This window comes from Pseudomonas sp. GL_093 (genome assembly GCF_057837605.1).
Map to the genome: position 1 here is coordinate 3,176,877 of NZ_CM174448.1, position 19,174 is coordinate 3,196,050.

15 protein-coding genes are annotated in these 19,174 nt (G+C 60.5%); 10 read left to right on the forward strand and 5 right to left on the reverse strand.

Going from position 1 to position 19,174, the window contains the following annotated elements:
• Positions 1-31 precede the first annotated feature (31 nt).
• Positions 32-706, reverse strand: coding sequence for an iron-sulfur cluster repair protein YtfE (gene ytfE, locus AC3IUE_RS14705; protein ID WP_056739463.1), 675 nt, complete (start codon positions 704-706; stop codon positions 32-34).
• 155 nt (positions 707-861) lie between these two features.
• Here ytfE and norR point away from each other — a divergent pair, with 155 nt between their 5' ends.
• The 7 genes from norR (at position 862) to ubiT (ending at position 7,578) form a co-directional block, all read left to right on the forward strand.
• A complete protein-coding gene (gene norR / locus AC3IUE_RS14710) occupies positions 862-2,391 on the forward strand; it encodes a nitric oxide reductase transcriptional regulator NorR (RefSeq protein WP_489268363.1) in 1,530 nt (509 codons plus the stop codon).
• Positions 2,392-2,463: 72 nt separating this feature from the next.
• A complete protein-coding gene (gene pdxH, locus AC3IUE_RS14715; protein WP_489268365.1) occupies positions 2,464-3,111 on the forward strand; it encodes a pyridoxamine 5'-phosphate oxidase in 648 nt (215 codons plus the stop codon).
• Positions 3,112-3,354: 243 nt separating this feature from the next.
• A complete protein-coding gene (moaB, locus tag AC3IUE_RS14720; protein WP_489268367.1) occupies positions 3,355-3,909 on the forward strand; it encodes a molybdenum cofactor biosynthesis protein B in 555 nt (184 codons plus the stop codon).
• The gene (locus AC3IUE_RS14725; RefSeq protein ID WP_489268369.1) at positions 3,906-5,141 is read left to right on the forward strand and encodes a molybdopterin molybdotransferase MoeA; all 1,236 of its coding nucleotides are present in this window, start codon (positions 3,906-3,908) and stop codon (positions 5,139-5,141) included. The genes moaB and AC3IUE_RS14725 overlap by 4 nt, the downstream gene beginning before the upstream one ends.
• A gap of 76 nt (positions 5,142-5,217) precedes the next feature.
• Positions 5,218-6,213 carry a ubiquinone anaerobic biosynthesis protein UbiU gene (gene ubiU, locus AC3IUE_RS14730; RefSeq protein ID WP_033059066.1) on the forward strand — a complete coding sequence of 332 codons (996 nt, stop codon included), beginning with the start codon at positions 5,218-5,220 and terminating at the stop codon, positions 6,211-6,213.
• Between the two features lie 10 nt (positions 6,214-6,223).
• Positions 6,224-7,114, forward strand: coding sequence for a U32 family peptidase (locus AC3IUE_RS14735; RefSeq protein WP_095133606.1), 891 nt, complete (start codon positions 6,224-6,226; stop codon positions 7,112-7,114).
• Positions 7,108-7,578, forward strand: coding sequence for a ubiquinone anaerobic biosynthesis accessory factor UbiT (ubiT, locus tag AC3IUE_RS14740; RefSeq protein WP_046046528.1), 471 nt, complete (start codon positions 7,108-7,110; stop codon positions 7,576-7,578). The genes AC3IUE_RS14735 and ubiT overlap by 7 nt, the downstream gene beginning before the upstream one ends.
• A gap of 1,091 nt (positions 7,579-8,669) precedes the next feature.
• Here ubiT and AC3IUE_RS14745 read toward each other — a convergent pair.
• The 4 genes from AC3IUE_RS14745 to AC3IUE_RS14760 all read right to left on the reverse strand — a co-directional run bounded on the left by AC3IUE_RS14745 (position 8,670) and on the right by AC3IUE_RS14760 (position 12,347).
• Positions 8,670-9,065: a putative zinc-binding protein gene (locus AC3IUE_RS14745; protein WP_461959586.1), complete on the reverse strand. Its 396-nt coding sequence runs from the start codon at positions 9,063-9,065 to the stop codon at positions 8,670-8,672.
• Positions 9,066-9,139: 74 nt separating this feature from the next.
• On the reverse strand, positions 9,140-9,814 hold the full coding sequence (locus tag AC3IUE_RS14750; protein WP_489268373.1) for a Crp/Fnr family transcriptional regulator: 675 nt from the start codon (positions 9,812-9,814) through the stop codon (positions 9,140-9,142).
• Positions 9,815-9,900: 86 nt separating this feature from the next.
• Positions 9,901-10,548 (reverse strand): two-component system response regulator NarL, encoded by a 648-nt coding sequence (gene narL, locus AC3IUE_RS14755; RefSeq protein ID WP_461998232.1) that lies wholly within the window; start codon positions 10,546-10,548, stop codon positions 9,901-9,903.
• A complete protein-coding gene (locus tag AC3IUE_RS14760; RefSeq protein ID WP_489268375.1) occupies positions 10,545-12,347 on the reverse strand; it encodes a HAMP domain-containing protein in 1,803 nt (600 codons plus the stop codon). The genes narL and AC3IUE_RS14760 overlap by 4 nt, the downstream gene beginning before the upstream one ends.
• 304 nt (positions 12,348-12,651) lie before the next feature.
• Between AC3IUE_RS14760 and AC3IUE_RS14765 the strand changes: the two genes are divergently transcribed.
• The 3 genes from AC3IUE_RS14765 to AC3IUE_RS14775 all read left to right on the forward strand — a co-directional run bounded on the left by AC3IUE_RS14765 (position 12,652) and on the right by AC3IUE_RS14775 (position 19,174).
• Entirely contained in the window at positions 12,652-13,956 is a 1,305-nt protein-coding gene (locus AC3IUE_RS14765) for an MFS transporter (protein ID WP_461998234.1), read from the forward strand.
• On the forward strand, positions 13,934-15,331 hold the full coding sequence (locus tag AC3IUE_RS14770) for a NarK family nitrate/nitrite MFS transporter (protein ID WP_056739478.1): 1,398 nt from the start codon (positions 13,934-13,936) through the stop codon (positions 15,329-15,331). The genes AC3IUE_RS14765 and AC3IUE_RS14770 overlap by 23 nt, the downstream gene beginning before the upstream one ends.
• A 69-nt stretch (positions 15,332-15,400) precedes the next feature.
• Entirely contained in the window at positions 15,401-19,174 is a 3,774-nt protein-coding gene (locus tag AC3IUE_RS14775; protein ID WP_461998236.1) for a nitrate reductase subunit alpha, read from the forward strand.

The window sequence follows — 19,174 nt, forward strand, 5'->3', positions numbered from 1 at the left end:
CTGGCGCGGGTTGGGTGTGAGCGGCAATCGATCAATGACGACGGTTCAAGGCATTAACAAACAACACGTTGTTTTCCAGATGGATGTGTTGCATCAGGTCATCACGAAACTCCAGCAGCCCACGATAAAGGGCACGCCAGGTGTTACAGGCATCGGCCGGCGGGGTGATGTTGTTGGTCAGCGCGAGCAGCCTCTCCAATGCTTCGCCATGTTGATCATGTTCAAAGCGCAGCACCTGGATCGGCGGCGCGGCCTGAGGTCCGATGCCCTGTTGCAGCATCGGGAAGAGCACTTGTTCTTCCTTGAGCATGTGGCCTTCGAGTTCTTGTTGCATGTCGGTCAGCAGATCGGCCAGGCCGTTAGGGCAACTACTGCGCGCACCATGGACCTGCTCAACGCGACGGGCCAGGCGGATCAGTTCCGGCAGTTGCTCGCGGTGACGGGCGTGGTAGCGCGCCAGAAGGTGGGCGATCAACAGTTCCGAAGGTTCGTTGCGCCAGTCGTGTTGGGTTTCGCCGGTGTCTTGCAGCCGGTGCAGCGCATCGGCAATCAGGGCCGGATCGAGGTCTTTGCCAGCGGCCGCTTCACGCAGACTTTTATGCCCGCCACAACAGAAGTCCAGTTTGAAGGTGTGAAAAATCCGCGTGGCGCCGGGAATGTCGCAGGCCAGTTGGCCGAGGCTTTGTTCCAATAGAGTCAGGCTCATCAGGGGTTCCTTGTTTGGATTTCAACGGTTCCCCAGGCTCATTGCATCCGGCATGCCATATTTAACGTATTGAAAAATATGGCTTAATTTTTAGTTGTGGTGATAGACACCCGGACGCTTTAGGGTGAATCCAACCATAGAGGGTAAAAACTACCATGCTGCGTGAAAGCCTGGCGGCCGACCTGATTGTCGAGTTGCCCAATGCTGTGCGGTTGCAACGATTGGTCCAGACCCTGCGCGAGTACTTCAACAGTGGCGCCGTGGGTTTGCTGCGTCTGGATGACGACAGTCTGAGGCCGGTTGCGACGGTGGGGCTGGTGCATGAAGCGTTGGGGCGCCGGTTTGTCATCGCCCAGCATCCGCGCCTGGCGGCGATCATGGCGTCGCGCGAACCCACCTGGTTCGAGTCCGACAGTCGCCTGCCGGATCCTTATGACGGCTTGCTCGACAATCACGCTGGCGAACCGATGCCGGTGCACGACTGCATGGGCGTGAGCCTGTATGTGGAGGGGCGGATCTGGGGCGCGATCACCCTTGATGCGCTGCATGCCGGGACCTTCGACAGCCGTGCGCGCGAAGAACTCAAGCGCTGCACCTTGCAGATCGAAGCTGCCGTGCGAGTCACCCGACTTGAGCAGGAAAACCGCAGCCTGCGCTTGTCCCGCAGCGATATTCAAGACGTGCGGCGGCCGGCTGATGAAGGCGAAATCCTCGGGCAGAGCGAGGTGCTGCATCAGTTACTCAATGAACTGGACGTACTGGCCGATTCCGAGCTGCCGGTGTTGTTGTTGGGCGAGACCGGCGTCGGCAAAGAACTGTTCGCAAGGCGCTTGCATCGTCTGTCGCGCCGCAGTCATAAGCCGCTGGTGCAGGTCAACTGCGCCGCCTTGCCGGAGTCTCTGGCAGAGAGTGAATTGTTCGGCCATGTCAAAGGCGCGTTTTCCGGCGCCACCAGTGACCGTGCCGGACGTTTCGATGCCGCCAACGGTGGCACGCTGTTTCTCGACGAAGTCGGTGAATTGCCATTGGCCGTGCAAGCGAAGTTGCTGCGCACCCTGCAGAACGGCGAGATCCAGCGCCTCGGCGCCGACAAGCCGTTGCATGTCGATGTGCGCATCATTGCCGCGACCAACCGGCACCTGCCGGACAGCATCCGCGACGGCCTGTTTCGGGCCGATCTGTATCACCGGCTCTCGGTGTACCCGGTGCCGATTCCGCCGCTGCGCGAGCGAGGTAATGATGTATTGATGCTGGCCGGGCATTTCCTTGAGCTCAATCGGGCGCGGCTCGGTCTGCGCGGTTTGCGTCTGTCGCCGGCGGCCGAGCGGGCGCTGTTGACGTACAGCTGGCCGGGCAACGTGCGCGAGCTGGAGCATGTGATCAGTCGAGCCGCATTGAAGCAGCTCAGTCGCGGCACCAGTCGTACCCTGATCATGACCCTGGAGCCGGAGATTCTGGACCTCGACAGTGCCATGGGCGGGCAGGGCGCGGTCGTCGAAAGTCCCCTGGACGTTATGGCTGATGAGCCGTTCCAGCCTTTGGGTGAAGCGGTCGACGATTACCAGCGCAAGAAAATTCTCCAGGCCTTGAGCCTGTCCGGGGAGAACTGGGCCAGCGCTGCGCGGATTCTGGAAGTCGATCCCAGCAACCTGCACAAACTGGCTCGGCGTCTGCGTCTCAAATAAGGTTGATGGTGATCAAGGTGCTGTTGCGCTGTGTCTTGCACACTGGGCAGAACCTTTTTGGAGATCACCGTCATGCCCCTTTCCCTGGCACAGATGCGCCGCAACTACACCCTGTTTGGCCTGCAAGACGAGTCGGCACTGGACGACCCGATGGCGATGTTCCGGCAATGGATGCAACTGGCCCGCGACACCGAGCGCGCGCCTGTCGAAGCCAACAGCATGGTGTTGGCGACGGTCGACAGTGACGGTCGCCCACACTGCCGGGTCCTGCTGCTCAAGGGCTTGAGCGATGAAGGCTTCACCTTTTTCGGCAATTACCAGAGTGACAAGGGTCAGCAACTGGCCGCTAACCCGAATGCCGCCATGACCTTTTTCTGGCCGGGGCTGGAGCGTCAGGTGCGTATCGAAGGCCAGGTCACCAGGCTCGATCCGACGCTGTCGGATGCGTACTACGATTCCCGCTCACAAGACAGCCGCCTGGGCGCCTGGGCTTCACCGCAAAGCCGACCGCTGGCCAATCGGGCCGAGCTTGAATCGCTGTTGCTACAAACCACCCAACGTTTTGCCGGCAAGACCGTGCCGCGGCCCGAACATTGGGGCGGCTACTGCCTGCACCCTGAGCGTCTGGAGTTCTGGCAGGGACGTGCCGACCGCTTGCATGACCGTCTCGATTACCGGTTGTGTGACGGCGTATGGCAACGAAATCGCCTGGCGCCTTGAGACCGCAGAACGCGCAGCGATAGAGAACAATGTGGGAGCGAGCCTGCTCGCGATAGCGGTGGATCAGTCGACATCAATGTTGCCTGACAAACCGATATCGCGAGCAAGCTCGCTCCCACAGGTTTTGTGTGCCTAACACAATATTCTTATGTCCCTGACGAGGTACCTCCTTGGAGGAATAGGCTCACTGCTAATTCCGGTTCAGGCTTTATCCCATACCCTCATACACGGGAAGGCTTGGATATGGTCCATCTGGCGCAACGCACGTTTGAACCCCTGAACATTGCCGTGCTGACCATCAGCGATACGCGCACCTTTGACACTGACACCTCGGGGCAGACCCTGACAGATTTACTGCAAACGGCCGGGCATGTGTTGATCGACCGTGACCTGGTCAAGGACGACATTTATCAGATCCGCGCCAAGGTCTCTCACTGGATTGCCGACCCTCAGGTTCAAGTGATACTGATGACCGGCGGCACCGGTTTCACCGCGCGCGACAACACTCCGCAAGCGGTTTTGCCATTGCTGGACAAACACGTGGAAGGCTTCGGTGAATTGTTCCGTCAGGTGTCCCTGGCGGAGATCGGCATGTCCAGCCTGCAATCCCGGGCATTGGCCGGGATGAGCAACGGCGTGCTGGTGTGCTGCGTTCCGGGTTCGCCGGGCGCGTGTCGAACTGCCTGGAACCAGATCCTGCTCGAACAATTGGACAGCCGCACCGGCCCGTGCAATTTCGCCCCGCATTTGAAACCGCAAGCACAGCGGGTCATCGACGCCTGCGAGACACGCTCATGACTGGCCGGGTGTGCGACCTCGGCCACCTGATGCCGGTAGACGAGGCCATCAGCCGTCTGCTGGATCAGGCACCGCCGCCGCCCCTGGCGCAAAAGATCGGACTGGATCAAGCCTTGGGGCGGGTGCTGGCGGCGGACATTCATTCCCCTGTCAACCTGCCGGCCTGGGACAACAGTGCCATGGACGGTTATGCCCTCAGGGCCGCTGACCTGCCACTGGACGGCGGCTGTTTGTTGATTGGCGGACGAATTGCGGCGGGTGATCAGGCGTGCTCGCCGTTGCTCGCGCAGCAGGCAGTGCAGATCTTTACCGGCGCGCCATTGCCGCCGGGTGCCGACACCGTGGTGCCGCAGGAGCGCTGCCGGATCGAGGGCGAGCGCGTCTGGTTTCCGCCCGTAAACGCCGGCGATCACGTGCGCAAGGAAGGTGAGGAGGTTCGCCGGGGAGACCTGTTGCTCCAGGCCGGTAAACGCCTGCGTGCGCAGGAAGTGGGGTTGCTGGCTGGCGCTGGCATTGCGCGGGTCGAGGTCTACCGCCCGTTGCAGGTGTGTTTGCTCAGCAGCGGCAATGAACTGCGTGAGCCGGGCGATCCATTGGCGCCCGGGCAGATTTACAACAGCAATCGCTACTGCCTCGCAGCGTTGTTGAGTGGTTGGGGCGTCGAGGTGCATGACTACGGCGTGATGGCCGATGAGTTGGCGGCCAGCCGACATGCCTTGAGCCTGGCCTCTTCGGAATGCGACCTGTTGTTGAGTTCCGGTGGCGTCTCGGTCGGCGAGGAAGATCACCTCAAACAGGCCATCGAGGAACTCGGCAGCCTGGACTTCTGGCGGCTGGCCATTCAGCCGGGTAAACCGCTGGCCTTCGGCGAAGTGGCCGGCAAACCCTGGATCGGCATGCCGGGCAATCCTTCGGCGGCGCTGATTACCGCGTTGGTGGTGGTGCGTCCGTTCCTGCTCAGGGCTCAAGGCGTGAAAGACGTGTTGCCGGTGCCAATGGCCGTGCCCGCCGGGTTCGACTGGTTGCAGCGCAACAAGCGTCGGCAGTACCTGCGGGCACGGCTGACCCCGGGTGCTGACGGCCAGTTGAGTGTGGAGCTGCACCCTCAGCAAAGCTCGGCGATGTTGACTGCCGCGTGTTGGGCCGACGGGCTGGCGGTGATCGAGTGCGAGCAGCAAGTGCTCAAGCACGACAACGTGATGTTCCTGTCCTTCGCCGACCTGATGCATTGATGGCAATTGATTGCCGTCAAGGCTCTGCCTGCCGGTCTCGCTAGACTGGCAGCGCGTTTTTCCATGAGGATTACCCATGCAACTGGTCTGCCCGGCAGGCAACCTGCCTGCGCTGAAAGCGGCGGTGCGCGAAGGCGCCGATGCCGTTTATGTCGGTTTTCGCGATGACACCAATGCCCGGCATTTCGCGGGGCTGAACATGGACGACAAACAGTTCGACGCAGCGGTCGCCCACATCCGCCAGCATCAACGCAAACTCTACGTCGCGGTCAACACCTACCCTCAACCCAAGGGCTGGGAACGCTGGCAGCGGGCGGTCGATCGCGCCGCCGATTTCGGCGTGGATGCGTTGATCGCCGCCGATCCCGGGGTACTCAACTACGCCAGCCAGCGGCATCCGCAATTGGCGTTGCACCTGTCGGTCCAGGGCTCGGCGACCCATGCCGCGGCGTTGGAGTTTTATGCGCAACGCTACGGGATTCGTCGCGCGGTGCTGCCGCGGGTGTTGTCGTTGGCGCAAGTGCGTCAGGTCGCCGCGAGCAGCCCGGTGCCCATCGAAGTGTTTGGCTTCGGCAGCTTGTGCATCATGGCCGAAGGGCGTTGCCATCTGTCGTCCTACATCACCGGCGAGTCGCCGAACCTCTGTGGCGTCTGTTCGCCGGCCAAAGCAGTGCGCTGGAGCGACGACGCCGACGGCTTGAGCGCACGGCTCAGTGAAGTGCTGATCGACCGCTACACACCTGACGAACCCGCCGGTTACCCGACCCTGTGCAAAGGCCGTTTCCTGGTCGGCGGTAAACGCTTTCATGCGCTGGAAGAACCCACCAGCCTCGACACCCTGGACTTGCTACCGGAATTGACGGCCATCGGCGTTGAGGCGGTCAAAATCGAGGGCAGGCAACGCAGTCCGGCCTATGTCGAACAGGTCACCCGTGTCTGGCGCGCGGCACTGGATGCCCATCGTGGCTCGCCGGGCAGTTTTCGGGTCAAGGAAGAATGGCGTCGGGTGCTGGCCGGTTTGTCCGAAGGCAGCCAGACCACCCTGGGTGCTTATCATCGATCATGGCAATGAGGGAGGCGACATGAAGCTCAGCCTTGGACCGGTCCTGTTTTATTGGGACAAAGAGCAACTCAGCAACTTTTACGCCGAGATGTCGGCCTTGCCCCTGGATGTGATTTATCTGGGGGAAACCGTGTGTTCGAAACGCCGGGCCTTTTCACTGGATCAATGGCTGGGGCTGGGGCGCGAGTTGCAGGAATGCAGCCAGGCACAGTTGGTGATCTCCAGCCTGACGCTGATCGAAGCGGCCTCCGAACTTTCCAGCCTGCGCCGGCTCTGCGACAACGGCCAATTGCTGGTGGAGGCCAACGACATGGGGGCGGTGCAGTTTTTGGCCGAGCGCAAGTTGCCGTTCGTGGGCGGCCCGGCACTGAATTTGTACAACGGTCATACGCTGGCGCAACTGCTGGACTGCGGGATGACCCGTTGGGTGCCGCCGGTGGAATGCTCGGCGGCGCTGATTGGCGATGTGCTCGATCAGGTGCGTGAACTGGGCCGTGAGGTGCCGGAAGTCGAGATCTTTGCCTATGGGCATTTGCCGTTGGCTTATTCCGCACGCTGTTTCACCGCTCGGGCGGAAAACTTGCCCAAGGATGACTGCCGGTTTTGCTGTCTTAACTACCCCGACGGCCTGCCGTTGACCAGTCAGGAAGGGCAGGCACTGTTCACCATTAACGGTATTCAAACGATGTCGGCTGAGGTGACCAACTTGCTGGCGGATTACACCGGGTTGGTGGCTTGTGGCGCCGATTTGTTGCGTCTGAGCCCTCGCGCTCAGGGCATGGCCGAGGTTATTGCTGCCTATCAACGGGTTCGTCTGGGCGAGACGCCGCCGCTGTTTGTCGACGGTTGCAACGGTTACTGGCATGGCCAGGCCGGGATGTTGCGCGTCGAGGAGGTCGGACTGTGTTGAATCGTAAAAAGTGGTTGTTGAAAGGTGCCGACCGGTTGTTGCCGCTGGTGCGCCGGGTACCCTTTGCGGTGCAGCGTCTGGCGTTGCAGCAGGCGCTGAATCGTTGCCTTGCCGAGCCGTTGCGTGATGGCGAGTTTGAAGTGTTGCGTGGGCGTTGGTTGTGCTTGCGGATTCCGGATTTGGGGTTGTCCTGGTATCTGACGCTGACCCGTCAAGGGTTGCGAATTGCCGAACATGCCACGGCGCATGTGACGATCAGCGGTAACTGGCGAGAGTTTTTATTGTTGGCGAGCCGTCAGGAGGATCCGGATACGTTGTTCTTTCGCAGGCGTTTGGTGATTGAGGGGGATACGGAGTTGGGGTTGGCGCTGAAGAATTTGATCGACAGTCTTGATCCTGATGTTCTGCCTGTATGGTTGTGGCGCAATCTGGAGCGGGCAGGGAAGGGGTTGGCGGCCGGTTAGTCGAGCTGTTTTTTTGGTTGGAGTACATATCCATTTCTGCGGTAATGGCTTCTATTGGTTTCGCTTTTACAGCGAGTCACTTGGAAAAGCGCCAAGTAACCAAACGCTCTTGCCCCTGACGTACGGTGCCTCGCCTAGGCTCGGCATACCCTCGCTCCGGTCCTGCTCCGTGGGCCCGCCGCCATCGGCCATCCATGGCCGGGGGCGGCTACCGCGGCATCCTTGCCGCGGTGCCCACTGCGCAGAACCTGCGCTCGGCCTTCCGACGGGGCAGATCAAGATCAAGATCAAAAGCCAGAGCGAGGCGGCCTGATAGCCGACCTGATGTCTGTCAAGGTCATCGGCGGTGGACACCTATGTCATGCCCGCCAAAAATCCAACTGTGGGAGCGAGCCTGCTCGCGAAGGCGGACTTACATTCAACATTGATGTCGACTGACAGGACCTCATCGCGAGCAGGCTCGCTCCCACAGGGGAAATGCGTACGCTTGAAGAGACAGGCCGGCCGGTAGGCCGCCTCGCGCTTCAAGATCAAAAGCCAAACCCAGGCGGCCTGATAGCCGACCTGATGTCTGTCAAGGTCATCGGCGGTGGACACCTATGTCATGCCCGCCAAAAATCCAACTGTGGGAGCGAGCCTGCTCGCGAAGGCGGACTTACCTTCAACATTGATGTCGACTGACAGGACCTCATCGCGAGCAGGCTCGCTCCCACAGGAGAATGCGTACGCTTGAAGAGACAGGCCGGCCGGTAGGCCGCCTCGCGATGCTTTTGCGGTACTCGCCGCCTCGAGAGGCCGAGTGGAGGTTCTGCGCAGTGGGCAACCCGGCATGGATGCCGGGTTAGCCGCCCCCGGCCATGGATGGCCGATGGCGGCGGGCCCACGGAGCAGGACCGGAGCGAGGGCATGCCGAGCCTAGGCGAGGCACCGAACGACAGGGGCATGAGCGCTTTGGTTACTTTCGCGCTTTTCGAAAGTGACTCGCTGTAAAAGCGAAACCAATAGCAGCCGTTACCGCAGAAATGGATATGTACTGAGCCAAAAGACGCCTTCGCGAGCAAGCCCGCTCCCACATTTGATCTGCGTTGCCCTCAAACCATCAGTTCAGAGGCGTGATTCTGCCGAGCATCACTGGCAATTAACTGCCTGATTCCTTCAAACAACTCATCCCCCTGAGCCTCCGTGCAATCCTCGCCATAACGCTTGCGCAACCCATAATGGCTAAGAATCAAATGCACATCAGCATGCAGACCATGCTGCTTCAGGCAATTTTCAACACATTGCAGCGGGCAACCATCCAGCGCAAAAATCCGCCGTCCCGAGCGTGCCTTGTTGACCAACGCCGCCACATGCCCGCCGACCCCGACGATGCAGGACATTTCAGCCAGGCCACTGCGATCCAGCCGCACGGCCAGGGTGTTGGCCAGTTGGGCGACGTTGGAGCAGCCTGAGCAGGAGTAAATCAGAGGCAAGGTTGAACGGGACATGAGCGTTCTCCATGGATGGACTTCTTCAGTGTGCAAGGCCGGTGGCATTGCGCATTGACGGCGGTCAATTCCGTTTATTGGAAGGCCGCGAGATCCTCTTCGGCGAGGATGCTGATGTTGCGCCGTTCCATCGCGATCAGGCCGCTGTCCACCAGGCGGTGCAAGATCCGCGAAAAGGTTTCTGGCTGGATACCCAACTTCGAGGCGACCAGGCGTTTGGACACCTGCAAGACAATCAAACCGCTGACCGGGTTGCGTTCCTGGAACAGGAAGTTGATCACCCGCCGGCTCGCGCTGGCCATGGTCAAGGTGTCGATGTCCCGCAGACGCAGGTGCAGGTGCACACTCATACTCGCCAGGATCGCCAGGCAAACTTTCGGCTGGTCTTCGAGGGCGTTGCGGTAATGGCTGCCCTCGATACTCACCAGCACGCTGTCCTTCAGCGCCGTGGCGCTCACCGGGTAGAGACGGGCCTGGCTGAACAGCAAGGCTTCGGCAAAGGTCTGCCCGGGCTGAATGATCTCCACCAGGTTTTCCTGACCTTCGCCGGTAAGCCGGTACAACTTGATCTGGCCACTGACCAGCAGGAAAAAGCGCTTGGCCGGGTCCCCTTGGTGCATGAGTGTGTTGTGACAGGCCAGGCGCTTGAGCATCGCCAGGCCGCAGACTTCCTCGAAGATTTTCTCCGGCAACTGGCTGAACAGATGATGACGACGCAACGTTAAAACGATGGAAGGGTGGGTCAGCATGGCGTACCTCCGCTGACGGTCATAGTAGAGAGCAAGAGGCGAATGAAATATGCCTCTGCCGGCCTACCTCCAAGGAGGCATGCCCGTCAGCCAGCGTTGCGCAGATGCTCCATGGCCCATACCGCCGCCTCGACCCGCGAGCGCAAACCGAGTTTGTGCAGCAGGTTTTTCACGTGAACCTTGACCGTCCCTTCGGTGATGCCCAGCTTGTGCCCGATGACTTTGTTGCTGAAGCCGCTGGCGATGGTTTTCAGCACCTGGCGTTCACGCTCGGTCAGTTCCACCACGGTCTGGCGCTGCGGTGAGCGCAGTGCCTGGGCCATGACTTGGGTCAGCCCCGGGCTGATCACCAATTCGCCGTTCAAGGCATTGCGTATGTACTGAATCAACAGCTCGGGTTCCATGTCCTTGAGCAGATAGCCGTCGGCATCCAGACGCAGTGCGTCACGAATATCGTCTTCGGCATCCGAGACCGTGAACAGCAGCACCTTGCCGGTGTAGTGCATCGCCCGTAATTGGCGCAGGGTTTCAATGCCATTCATTAGCGGCATGTTGTTATCGAGCAACACCAGATCCGGTTGCAGCGGTTCGATCAGACTGAGTGCTTCTTCACCGTTGTTGGCTTCACCGACGATCAGGAAATCATCTTCGAGTTCGAGCATCTGGCGGATGCCGTGACGCATCATCGGGTGGTCGTCGACCAGCAGGATGGTGTGTTGCAGGGAGGTGTTCATGTGACGCTACCTTCTGTTTGCTGCCCGAGAAACTCCGGTTGGAATTCCATTTGGACGCGGGTGCCTTGCGGCTCCCTGGAGACTATTTCGAGTTGACCGCGCAAGCTGCGGGCCCGCTCATCCATGATTTTCAGGCCGTGGTGTTCGCGTTGGTCGACGTTGCCGCTGAAGCCGCGCCCGTCGTCTTCGACGATGAGCCTGACGGTTTCACCGTCCTGACGCAGTTGCAGCCAGGCGTTTTGCGCATGGGCGTGGCGCAGGCAGTTGGAGAGCGCCTCGCGGGTAATCTGCAAGATGTGGATTTGCTCGCTGGCCGATAACTGAAAGGCCAGCGCATCGACGTGCAGGTGCACCTGGAATTCCCCGCGACGGGAGAACTCCTCGGCGGTGTCCTTGAGTTCCTGCACCAGTCCCGCATCGTGAATCTGCAAGCGAAAAGTGGTCAGCAACTCGCGTAACTGGCGGTAGGCATTGTTCAGCCCTTCGCGCAGTTCGGCGGTGACGTTTTCCAGGGTTTCGACCGGTTCGCCACGACGCATCAGGGTCTGCAGGCGGCTGACTTGCAGCTTCATGTAGGACAGGGCCTGGGCCAGTGAATCGTGCAGCTCGCGGGCGATGATCGTGCGTTCGTCGAGCAGCAGCAGGCGATGATCCTGTTCCCGTTGACGCTTGAGCGACAGTGAGGTGCCAATCAGGTTGGCCAGGGCCTGGATCAGTTGGGTTTCCCAGGCTTGCGTCGGATGTCCGTCGACAAAGTGCGCCTTGAGTTCACCCAGTTCACTGCCCTGATTGCTGATGCTGAACGTTTGGGGACTGGCTTTATGGTGCTTCTGACACGTGGCGCAATCGCTGCTGGCGCAGACTTCGCGGATGTTCGCGCCGTGGAGGGCGAGCAACTGCTGGGCGGGTGCCTGCATTTGTCCTTGCAGGCACAGCGACAGGCGCAAGCCGGGCAGGCGTTGCTGGAAACGCCGGATCAACTCATCCAGCCCTTCGGCATTGGCCAGGCGTGTGGCCAGGCTTCGGCTGCTTTGGTACAGCAGCTCAAGGGCGGCATTGGCTTGTTGCAGGTTCAGGGTTTTTTGCTGGACCTGACTCTCAAGGGTGCGATGCGAATCTTCGATCGTCTCGGCCATGGCGTTGAAACTCATGGCCAACTGGCCCAGTTCGTCCTGGGACTGATGATTGACCCGCACCTTGAAATCGCCGCGACGGAAGCGCTGGGTCGCATCCACCAACTCTTTCAAGGGCGTGACCACGCCGCACTGAAGTTCGTAGAGCCCCAGCAGCAGGATAATCATAGTGGTGAACAGGGCCAGCCCCTGGATCACCTGTTGCCAGCCTTGCTTCTGTTCGCTTTGGCGCTGCAACAGGTTGACGAACTGGTTCAGTTGTTCAATGAAGGGCAGGGCCTGGACTTGAAAATAGGCGGCATCGCCGCGCTCCAGTGCCGGGCGCAAATCCTCGTTCCAGTGTTGCTGAATTTGCCCGTAGCTGATTTGCAGCGCGGCGGTCGGGCCATCTTCCAGCACTGCCTTGAGTGACTGGCTGTTGAGGCGGGTTTGCAGGCTGTCGCTGATGGCGATGATTTCTTCGCCGGTTGCACCCGCGGCCAGTTTCCAGCTCAGGTGGTAAGTCTCCATGCGCACCGAGCCCGCGGTGTTGATGGCGGCCGCATCGCCCTGGCTGAACCAGGCGATCAGTCCGGCGCTCAACGAACTGGCGAGGGCGAGCACGGCGATCAGGATCACCGCCAGCCCGGCGCGAGCGGGCAGGGAGCTGCGCAACCAGCGCACCATCAGCGCAGGTCCGGGAAAAAATCAGGAAAACCGAGCATCTGCAGCTCCAGGATGGGTTTTGCCGCCGATCCCGGGCGCGCTACCTCTAAAGAGTTGTCGACTGATCCTTGTCAGCAAAAACCTTGGCGGAAAACCTTAAGACGCTGATAAACCAACGGTTTCAGGGTTTCCCTGTACTACCTCCTTAGAGGTAGACCGCACAAGCATAGGCCTATGCCCCCTAGGCCTTCGTTGACATGGATCAAGTTTTTGCGGGGTTGGCCTCTCTAGTCTGCCGCCATGGCTAATTGATTGGAGAGCATTTGTGAACCCACCGCGTGTACGACAAGGCTTGGTGCTGGGCATGAGCACGCTGGCCTTCACTGTCTGTTTCATGGTCTGGATGATGTTTGCCGTGCTCGGTGTACCGATCAAGGACCTTCTCCAGCTCAACGAAACCCAGTTCGGCCTGCTGGCCGCGACCCCGGTCCTGACCGGCTCGCTGGTGCGGTTGCCGCTGGGCCTGCTGACCGACCGCTTTGGCGGGCGCAGCGTGTTCTTCCTGCTGATGCTGGCCTGCGTGGCGCCGCTGTACCTGATCAGTCACGCCACCGCCTACTGGCAGTTCCTGGTGCTGGGCTTGTTCGTCGGCCTGGCCGGCGGCTCGTTCTCGGTCGGGATTGCCTACGTCGCCAAATGGTTCGACAAGGAGAATCAGGGCTTCGCGATGGGCATCTTCGGCGCCGGTAATGCCGGGGCTGCGGTGACCAAGTTTCTCGCCCCGGCGCTGATCGCTGCCGGTAGCTGGCAGCTGGTGCCGAAAGTCTTCAGCGCGATCCTGTTTATTACCGCGTTGTTGTTCTGGTTCCTCAGCGCCGAAAACAAGGACCACCGCATTGCCACCGGCGCCACCTTGCGTGAGCAGTTGAGCTCGCTGAAGGACCCGGCGGTGTGGCGCTACTGCCAGTACTACTCGATCGTCTTCGGTGGTTATGTTGCCCTCGCGCTGTGGATGACCAAGTACTACGTGCAGGAATACGGTTTCAGCCTGCAAAGCGCGGCGCTGCTGGCGGCCTGTTTTTCCCTGCCCGGTGGCGTGCTGCGTGCCGTCGGCGGCTGGTTATCGGATCGCTGGGGTGCGCAAAGCGTGACCTGGTGGGTGTTGTGGGTCAGCTGGATCTGCCTGTTCCTGCTCTCGTATCCCCAGACCCAACTGCAAGTGCAAACGATCAACGGCCCGGTGGATTTCCACATCGGCCTCAATCCTGCGCTGTTCACCGTGCTGCTGTTCGTCATGGGTATCGCCTTCGCGTTCGGCAAGGCCTCGGTCTTCAAATACATCGCCAACGACTACCCGAAAAACATGGGCGCGGTGTCCGGCATCGTCGGCCTCGCCGGTGGCCTGGGCGGTTTCGTGTTGCCAATCCTGTTCGGCGCCCTGGTGGACCTCACCGGCGTGCGCTCTTCCTGCTTCATGTTGATGTACGGCGTGGTCTGGGTCTCCCTCACCTGGATGTACTTCAGCGAGATACGCAAAAGCGCGGTGCTGGGTAAAGCGCCGCTGCTGACCCCGTCCCCGATTTCCAGCATTGCCTTAGGAGAAGAACATGTCCGTTCTGCAAAAGCCTGACAAAGGCCCGGTCATTCATGACTGGCGCCCCGAGGACCCAGCATTCTGGGGAAGTAGCGGCAAACAGACCGCCACGCGCAACTTGTGGATTTCCATTCCTGCGCTGCTGCTGGCCTTTGCGGTGTGGATGGTCTGGAGCACGGTGATCGTGCGTTTGAACGCCATCGGTTTCACCTTCACCACTGACCAGCTGTTCTGGCTGGCGGCGTTGCCGGGGTTGTCCGGGGCGACCTTGCGGGTCTTCTATTCCTTTATGGTGCCGATCTTCGGTGGCCGTCGCTGGACCGCCCTGAGCACCGCATCGCTGTTGCTGCCCTCGATCTGGATGGGCTTCGCCGTGCAGGACCCGAGCACCTCCTACAGCGTGTTCGTGTTGATTGCCTTGCTCTGCGGTTTCGGTGGCGGCAACTTCGCCTCGAGCATGTCCAACATCAGCTTCTTCTACCCCAAGTCGCAGCAGGGCACGGCCCTTGGCCTCAACGCCGGGCTGGGTAACCTGGGCGTCTCGGTGATGCAGTTCTGTGTGCCGCTGGTGATTACCTTCGGTGTGTTCGGCTTCATGGGCGGCTCGCCGCAAGCACTGCCGGATGGCGGCCAGTTGTGGTTGCAGAACGCCGGTTTCATCTGGGTGCCGTTCATTGTCCTGGTGACGGTGCTGGCCTGGTTCGGCATGAATGACCTGTCCAGTGCCCGCGCTTCGTTCAGCGAGCAGGCCGTCATCTTCAAACGCAAACACAACTGGCTGATGTGCTGGTTGTACCTGGCGACCTTCGGTTCGTTCATCGGTTTTTCCGCCGCGTTTCCGCTGCTGATCAAAACCTCGTTCCCTGACGTCATCGCGTTGAAATTCGCCTTCCTCGGCCCGTTGGTCGGTGCGCTGGTACGTCCATTGGGCGGCTGGCTGGCGGACAAGCTCGGCGGCGCGAAAGTGACCTTGTGGAACTTCGTGGCGATGATCGTGATGGTCTTCGGCGTGTTGCACTTCCTGCCGCAGAACGGTTCGGGCGGCAACTTCTACGGCTTCCTCGGCATGTTCATGCTGCTGTTCATTACCACCGGTGTCGGCAACGGCTCCACCTTCCGCATGATCCCGGTGATCTTCCGCACCCAGCACGAAAAAGCCTCGGCCGGCAAACCACCCGCCGTGCGCGAACAAGCGCTGAAGAATGCCGGCAAAGAGTCAGCCGCGGTCCTGGGCTTCAGTTCGGCCATGGGCGCCTTCGGTGCGTTCTTCATTCCCAAATCCTTCGGTTCTTCGATGGCCCTGACCGGCGGCCCGGAGATGGCCTTCTACATGTTCGTCGGCTTTTACCTGAGCTGCATCGTGGTGACCTGGTGGTGGTACGCGCGCAAAGGCGCCGCGACACCCTGCTGAGACGACCCGAATCCAACCATTGCGTGGGCGGGGCACAGACTCCGCGACAAAGCCTGAGAGGACTACACCGTGAGTCATTTACTGGATCAATTGCGGTTTTTCAATCGCAAGCAAAACGAGTTTTCCGACGGTCATGGCGAGACCCGCAAAGAGTCTCGCGACTGGGAGAACGTCTACCGTTCGCGCTGGCAGTACGACAAGATCGTGCGTTCCACCCACGGGGTGAACTGCACCGGCTCTTGCTCGTGGAAGATCTACGTCAAGAACGGCCTGATCACCTGGGAAACCCAGCAGACCGACTACCCGCGTACCCGTAACGATCTGCCGAACCATGAGCCCCGTGGCTGCCCGCGTGGTGCCAGTTACAGCTGGTACATCTACAGCGCCAACCGGCTCAAGTACCCGAAAATCCGCAAGCCGTTGCTCAAACTCTGGCGCGATGCGCGGCAGACCATGGCGCCGGTGGAAGCCTGGGCCAGCATCGTCGAGGACAAGGCCAAGGCCGACTCCTATAAAAGCAAGCGCGGCATGGGTGGCTTCATTCGCTCCAACTGGGAAGAAGTCAACGAGATCATCGCTGCCGCCAACGTCTATACGATCAAGCAATACGGCCCTGACCGGATCGTCGGTTTCTCGCCGATCCCGGCCATGTCGATGGTCAGCTACGCCGCAGGCTCGCGTTACCTGTCGCTGATTGGCGGCGCCTGCCTGAGTTTCTATGACTGGTACTGCGACTTGCCACCGGCCTCGCCGATGGTTTGGGGCGAGCAGACCGACGTGCCGGAATCGGCCGACTGGTACAACTCCAACTACATCATTGCCTGGGGCTCCAACGTCCCGCAGACCCGTACCCCCGACGCGCACTTCTTTACCGAAGTCCGTTACAAGGGCACCAAGACCGTCGCGATCACCCCGGACTACTCGGAAGTCGCCAAGCTCACCGACTTGTGGCTGAACCCTAAACAAGGCACCGATGCGGCGCTGGCCCAGGCGTTCAACCATGTGATCTTCAAAGAATTCCACCTGGACAAACCGAGCGCCTATTTCACCGACTACGCCAAGCGCTTTACCGATTTGCCGGTGCTGGTACTGCTCAAGCAAATGGTCGACAAGGCACCGGGCGCCGGTTATCAGCCGGACCGCTTCCTGCGCGCCAGTGACCTGACCGACAACCTCGGCCAGGAAAACAACCCGGAATGGAAAACCATCGCCCTCGATGTCAGCGGCGAACTGGTGTCCCCTCAGGGTTCCATCGGTTATCGCTGGGGCGAGAAGGGCAAGTGGAACATCCTGCCTCGTGAAGGCGGCGAAGGCCGTGAGATCGATCTGAAGCTGAGCCTGATCGGCGATGACGTCGCCGAAGTGGCGTTCCCGTATTTTGCCGGCGAGTCCCACGAGCACTTCCAGCACGTGGCCGGCGATGCTGTGCAATACCGCCGCGTGCCGGTGCACAACGTGGTGCTGGCGGACGGCAGCGTAGCCAAAGTCGCCACTGTGTTCGACCTGTCGGCCGCCAACCTGGCCATCGATCGCGGCCTCGGTGGTGAAAACGTAGCCAAGGATTACGACGACGCCTCGGTGCCTGGCACCCCGGCGTGGCAGGAGCAGATCACCGGCGTCAGCCGTGAGAAAGCCATCCAGATTGCCCGTGAGTTCGCCGACAACGCCGACAAGACCAAGGGCCGCTCGATGATCATCGTCGGCGCGGCGATGAACCACTGGTACCACATGGACATGAACTACCGCGGGCTGATCAACATGCTCATGCTCTGCGGGTGTGTCGGTCAGACCGGTGGCGGTTGGGCGCACTACGTTGGCCAGGAAAAACTCCGTCCGCAATGCGGCTGGCTGCCATTGGCGTTCGGCCTGGACTGGAACCGTCCGCCTCGCCAAATGAACGGCACCAGCTTCTTCTACGCCCACAGTTCGCAGTGGCGCCACGAGAAGATGAGCATGCACGACGTGCTCTCGCCGCTGGCCGATAAATCACAATTCCCCGAGCATGCCCTGGACTACAACATCCGCGCCGAACGCGCCGGCTGGTTACCCAGCGCACCGCAACTCAACACTAACCCTTTGCACATTTGCCGTGATGCGGCTGCGGCCGGCATGGACCCCAAAGACTACGTGGTCAAGTCGCTGCAGGACGGTTCGCTGCGCTTCTCCTGCGAACAGCCGGACAGCCCGGTCAACTTCCCGCGCAACATGTTCATCTGGCGTTCCAACCTGCTGGGCTCCTCGGGCAAGGGCCACGAGTACATGCTCAAGTACCTGCTGGGCACCAAAAACGGGGTGATGAACGAAGACATCGGCCAGGTCGGCGACTGCAAACCCGAAGAAGCCGAATGGGTGGACGAGGGCGCCATCGGCAAGCTTGATCTGGTCACTACGCTGGACTTCCGTATGTCCTCGACGTGCGTCTATTCCGACATCGTGTTGCCAACGGCAACCTGGTACGAAAAAGACGACATGAACACCTCGGACATGCACCCGTTCATTCACCCGTTGTCGGCCGCCATCGACCCGGCGTGGGAATCGCGTTCCGACTGGGAAATCTACAAAGGCATCGCCAAGGCGTTTTCCAGCATGTCCGAAGGGCATCTGGGCGTTGAGAAGGACCTGGTGACCATCCCGCTGATGCACGACAGCGTCGGCGAACTGGCCCAACCGTTTGGCGGCACCGACTGGAAAAGCGACGGCGTGGCACCGGTGCCGGGCAAGAACGCACCGAACCTGCATGTGGTGGAGCGTGACTACCCGAACATCTACAAACAGTTCTCGTCCCTCGGGCCATTGCTGGAAAAACACGGCAACGGCGGCAAAGGCATCAACTGGAACACCGAAGACGAAGTGAAATTCCTCGGTGAACTCAATCACAAAGAAGGCGATGCCGGTATCAGCCAGGGTCGGCCGAAAATCGACACGGCCATCGACGCCGCTGAAGTGATTCTGTCCCTGGCACCGGAAACCAACGGCCAGGTCGCCGTCAAGGCCTGGGCCGCGCTGTCGGAATTCACCGGCATCGACCACAGTCACCTGGCGCTGTCCAAGGCCCACGAGGCCATTCGTTTCCGCGACATTCAGGCACAGCCACGCAAGATCATTTCCAGCCCGACCTGGTCGGGGCTTGAAGACGATCACGTCAGCTACAACGCCGGCTACACCAACGTTCACGAAGGGATCCCATGGCGCACCATCACCGGTCGCCAGCAGTTCTATCAGGATCACCCGTGGATGCAGGCGTTCGGCGAGCAACTGATGAGTTATCGGCCGCCGGTCAACACCCGCACCATCGAAGGGGTGAAAGGCAAGCGCAGTAACGGCCACAAGGAAATCGTCCTGAACTGGATCACCCCGCACCAGAAGTGGGGCATCCACAGCACCTACAGCGACAACCTGCTGATGCTGACCCTCAGCCGTGGCGGGCCAATTGTCTGGCTCTCGGAGAACGACGCGAAAAGCGCCGGCATCGAGGACAACGACTGGATCGAGTGCTTCAACATCAACGGTGCATTGACCGCCCGCGCGGTGGTCAGCCAACGGGTCAAGGACGGCATGGTGATGATGTACCACGCCCAGGAACGGATCGTGAACGTGCCCGGCTCGGAAACCACCAAGACCCGTGGCGGTCACCACAACTCGGTCACCCGAGTCGTGCTCAAACCGACCCACATGATCGGCGGCTACGCCCAGCAAGCCTACGGTTTCAACTATTACGGCACCGTCGGTTGCAACCGCGATGAGTTTGTCGTGGTGCGCAAAATGTCCAAAGTCGACTGGCTCGATGGTTCATCCGGTGATGATCTGCCGCGTCCACTGCCGACCGATATTGAGGAGAACTGA

Excerpts from the sequence above, each read along its gene's own strand:
- ytfE (WP_056739463.1), bottom strand. The coding sequence starts at position 706 with ATGAGCCTGACTCTATTGGAACAAAGCCTCGGCCAACTGGCCTGCGAC.
- norR (WP_489268363.1), top strand. The coding sequence starts at position 862 with ATGCTGCGTGAAAGCCTGGCGGCCGACCTGATTGTCGAGTTGCCCAAT.
- pdxH (WP_489268365.1), top strand. The coding sequence starts at position 2,464 with ATGCCCCTTTCCCTGGCACAGATGCGCCGCAACTACACCCTGTTTGGC.
- moaB (WP_489268367.1), top strand. The coding sequence starts at position 3,355 with ATGGTCCATCTGGCGCAACGCACGTTTGAACCCCTGAACATTGCCGTG.
- AC3IUE_RS14725 (WP_489268369.1), top strand. The coding sequence starts at position 3,906 with ATGACTGGCCGGGTGTGCGACCTCGGCCACCTGATGCCGGTAGACGAG.
- ubiU (WP_033059066.1), top strand. The coding sequence starts at position 5,218 with ATGCAACTGGTCTGCCCGGCAGGCAACCTGCCTGCGCTGAAAGCGGCG.
- AC3IUE_RS14735 (WP_095133606.1), top strand. The coding sequence starts at position 6,224 with ATGAAGCTCAGCCTTGGACCGGTCCTGTTTTATTGGGACAAAGAGCAA.
- AC3IUE_RS14745 (WP_461959586.1), bottom strand. The coding sequence starts at position 9,065 with ATGTCCCGTTCAACCTTGCCTCTGATTTACTCCTGCTCAGGCTGCTCC.
- AC3IUE_RS14750 (WP_489268373.1), bottom strand. The coding sequence starts at position 9,814 with ATGCTGACCCACCCTTCCATCGTTTTAACGTTGCGTCGTCATCATCTG.
- narL (WP_461998232.1), bottom strand. The coding sequence starts at position 10,548 with ATGAACACCTCCCTGCAACACACCATCCTGCTGGTCGACGACCACCCG.
- AC3IUE_RS14760 (WP_489268375.1), bottom strand. The coding sequence starts at position 12,347 with ATGGTGCGCTGGTTGCGCAGCTCCCTGCCCGCTCGCGCCGGGCTGGCG.
- AC3IUE_RS14770 (WP_056739478.1), top strand. The coding sequence starts at position 13,934 with ATGTCCGTTCTGCAAAAGCCTGACAAAGGCCCGGTCATTCATGACTGG.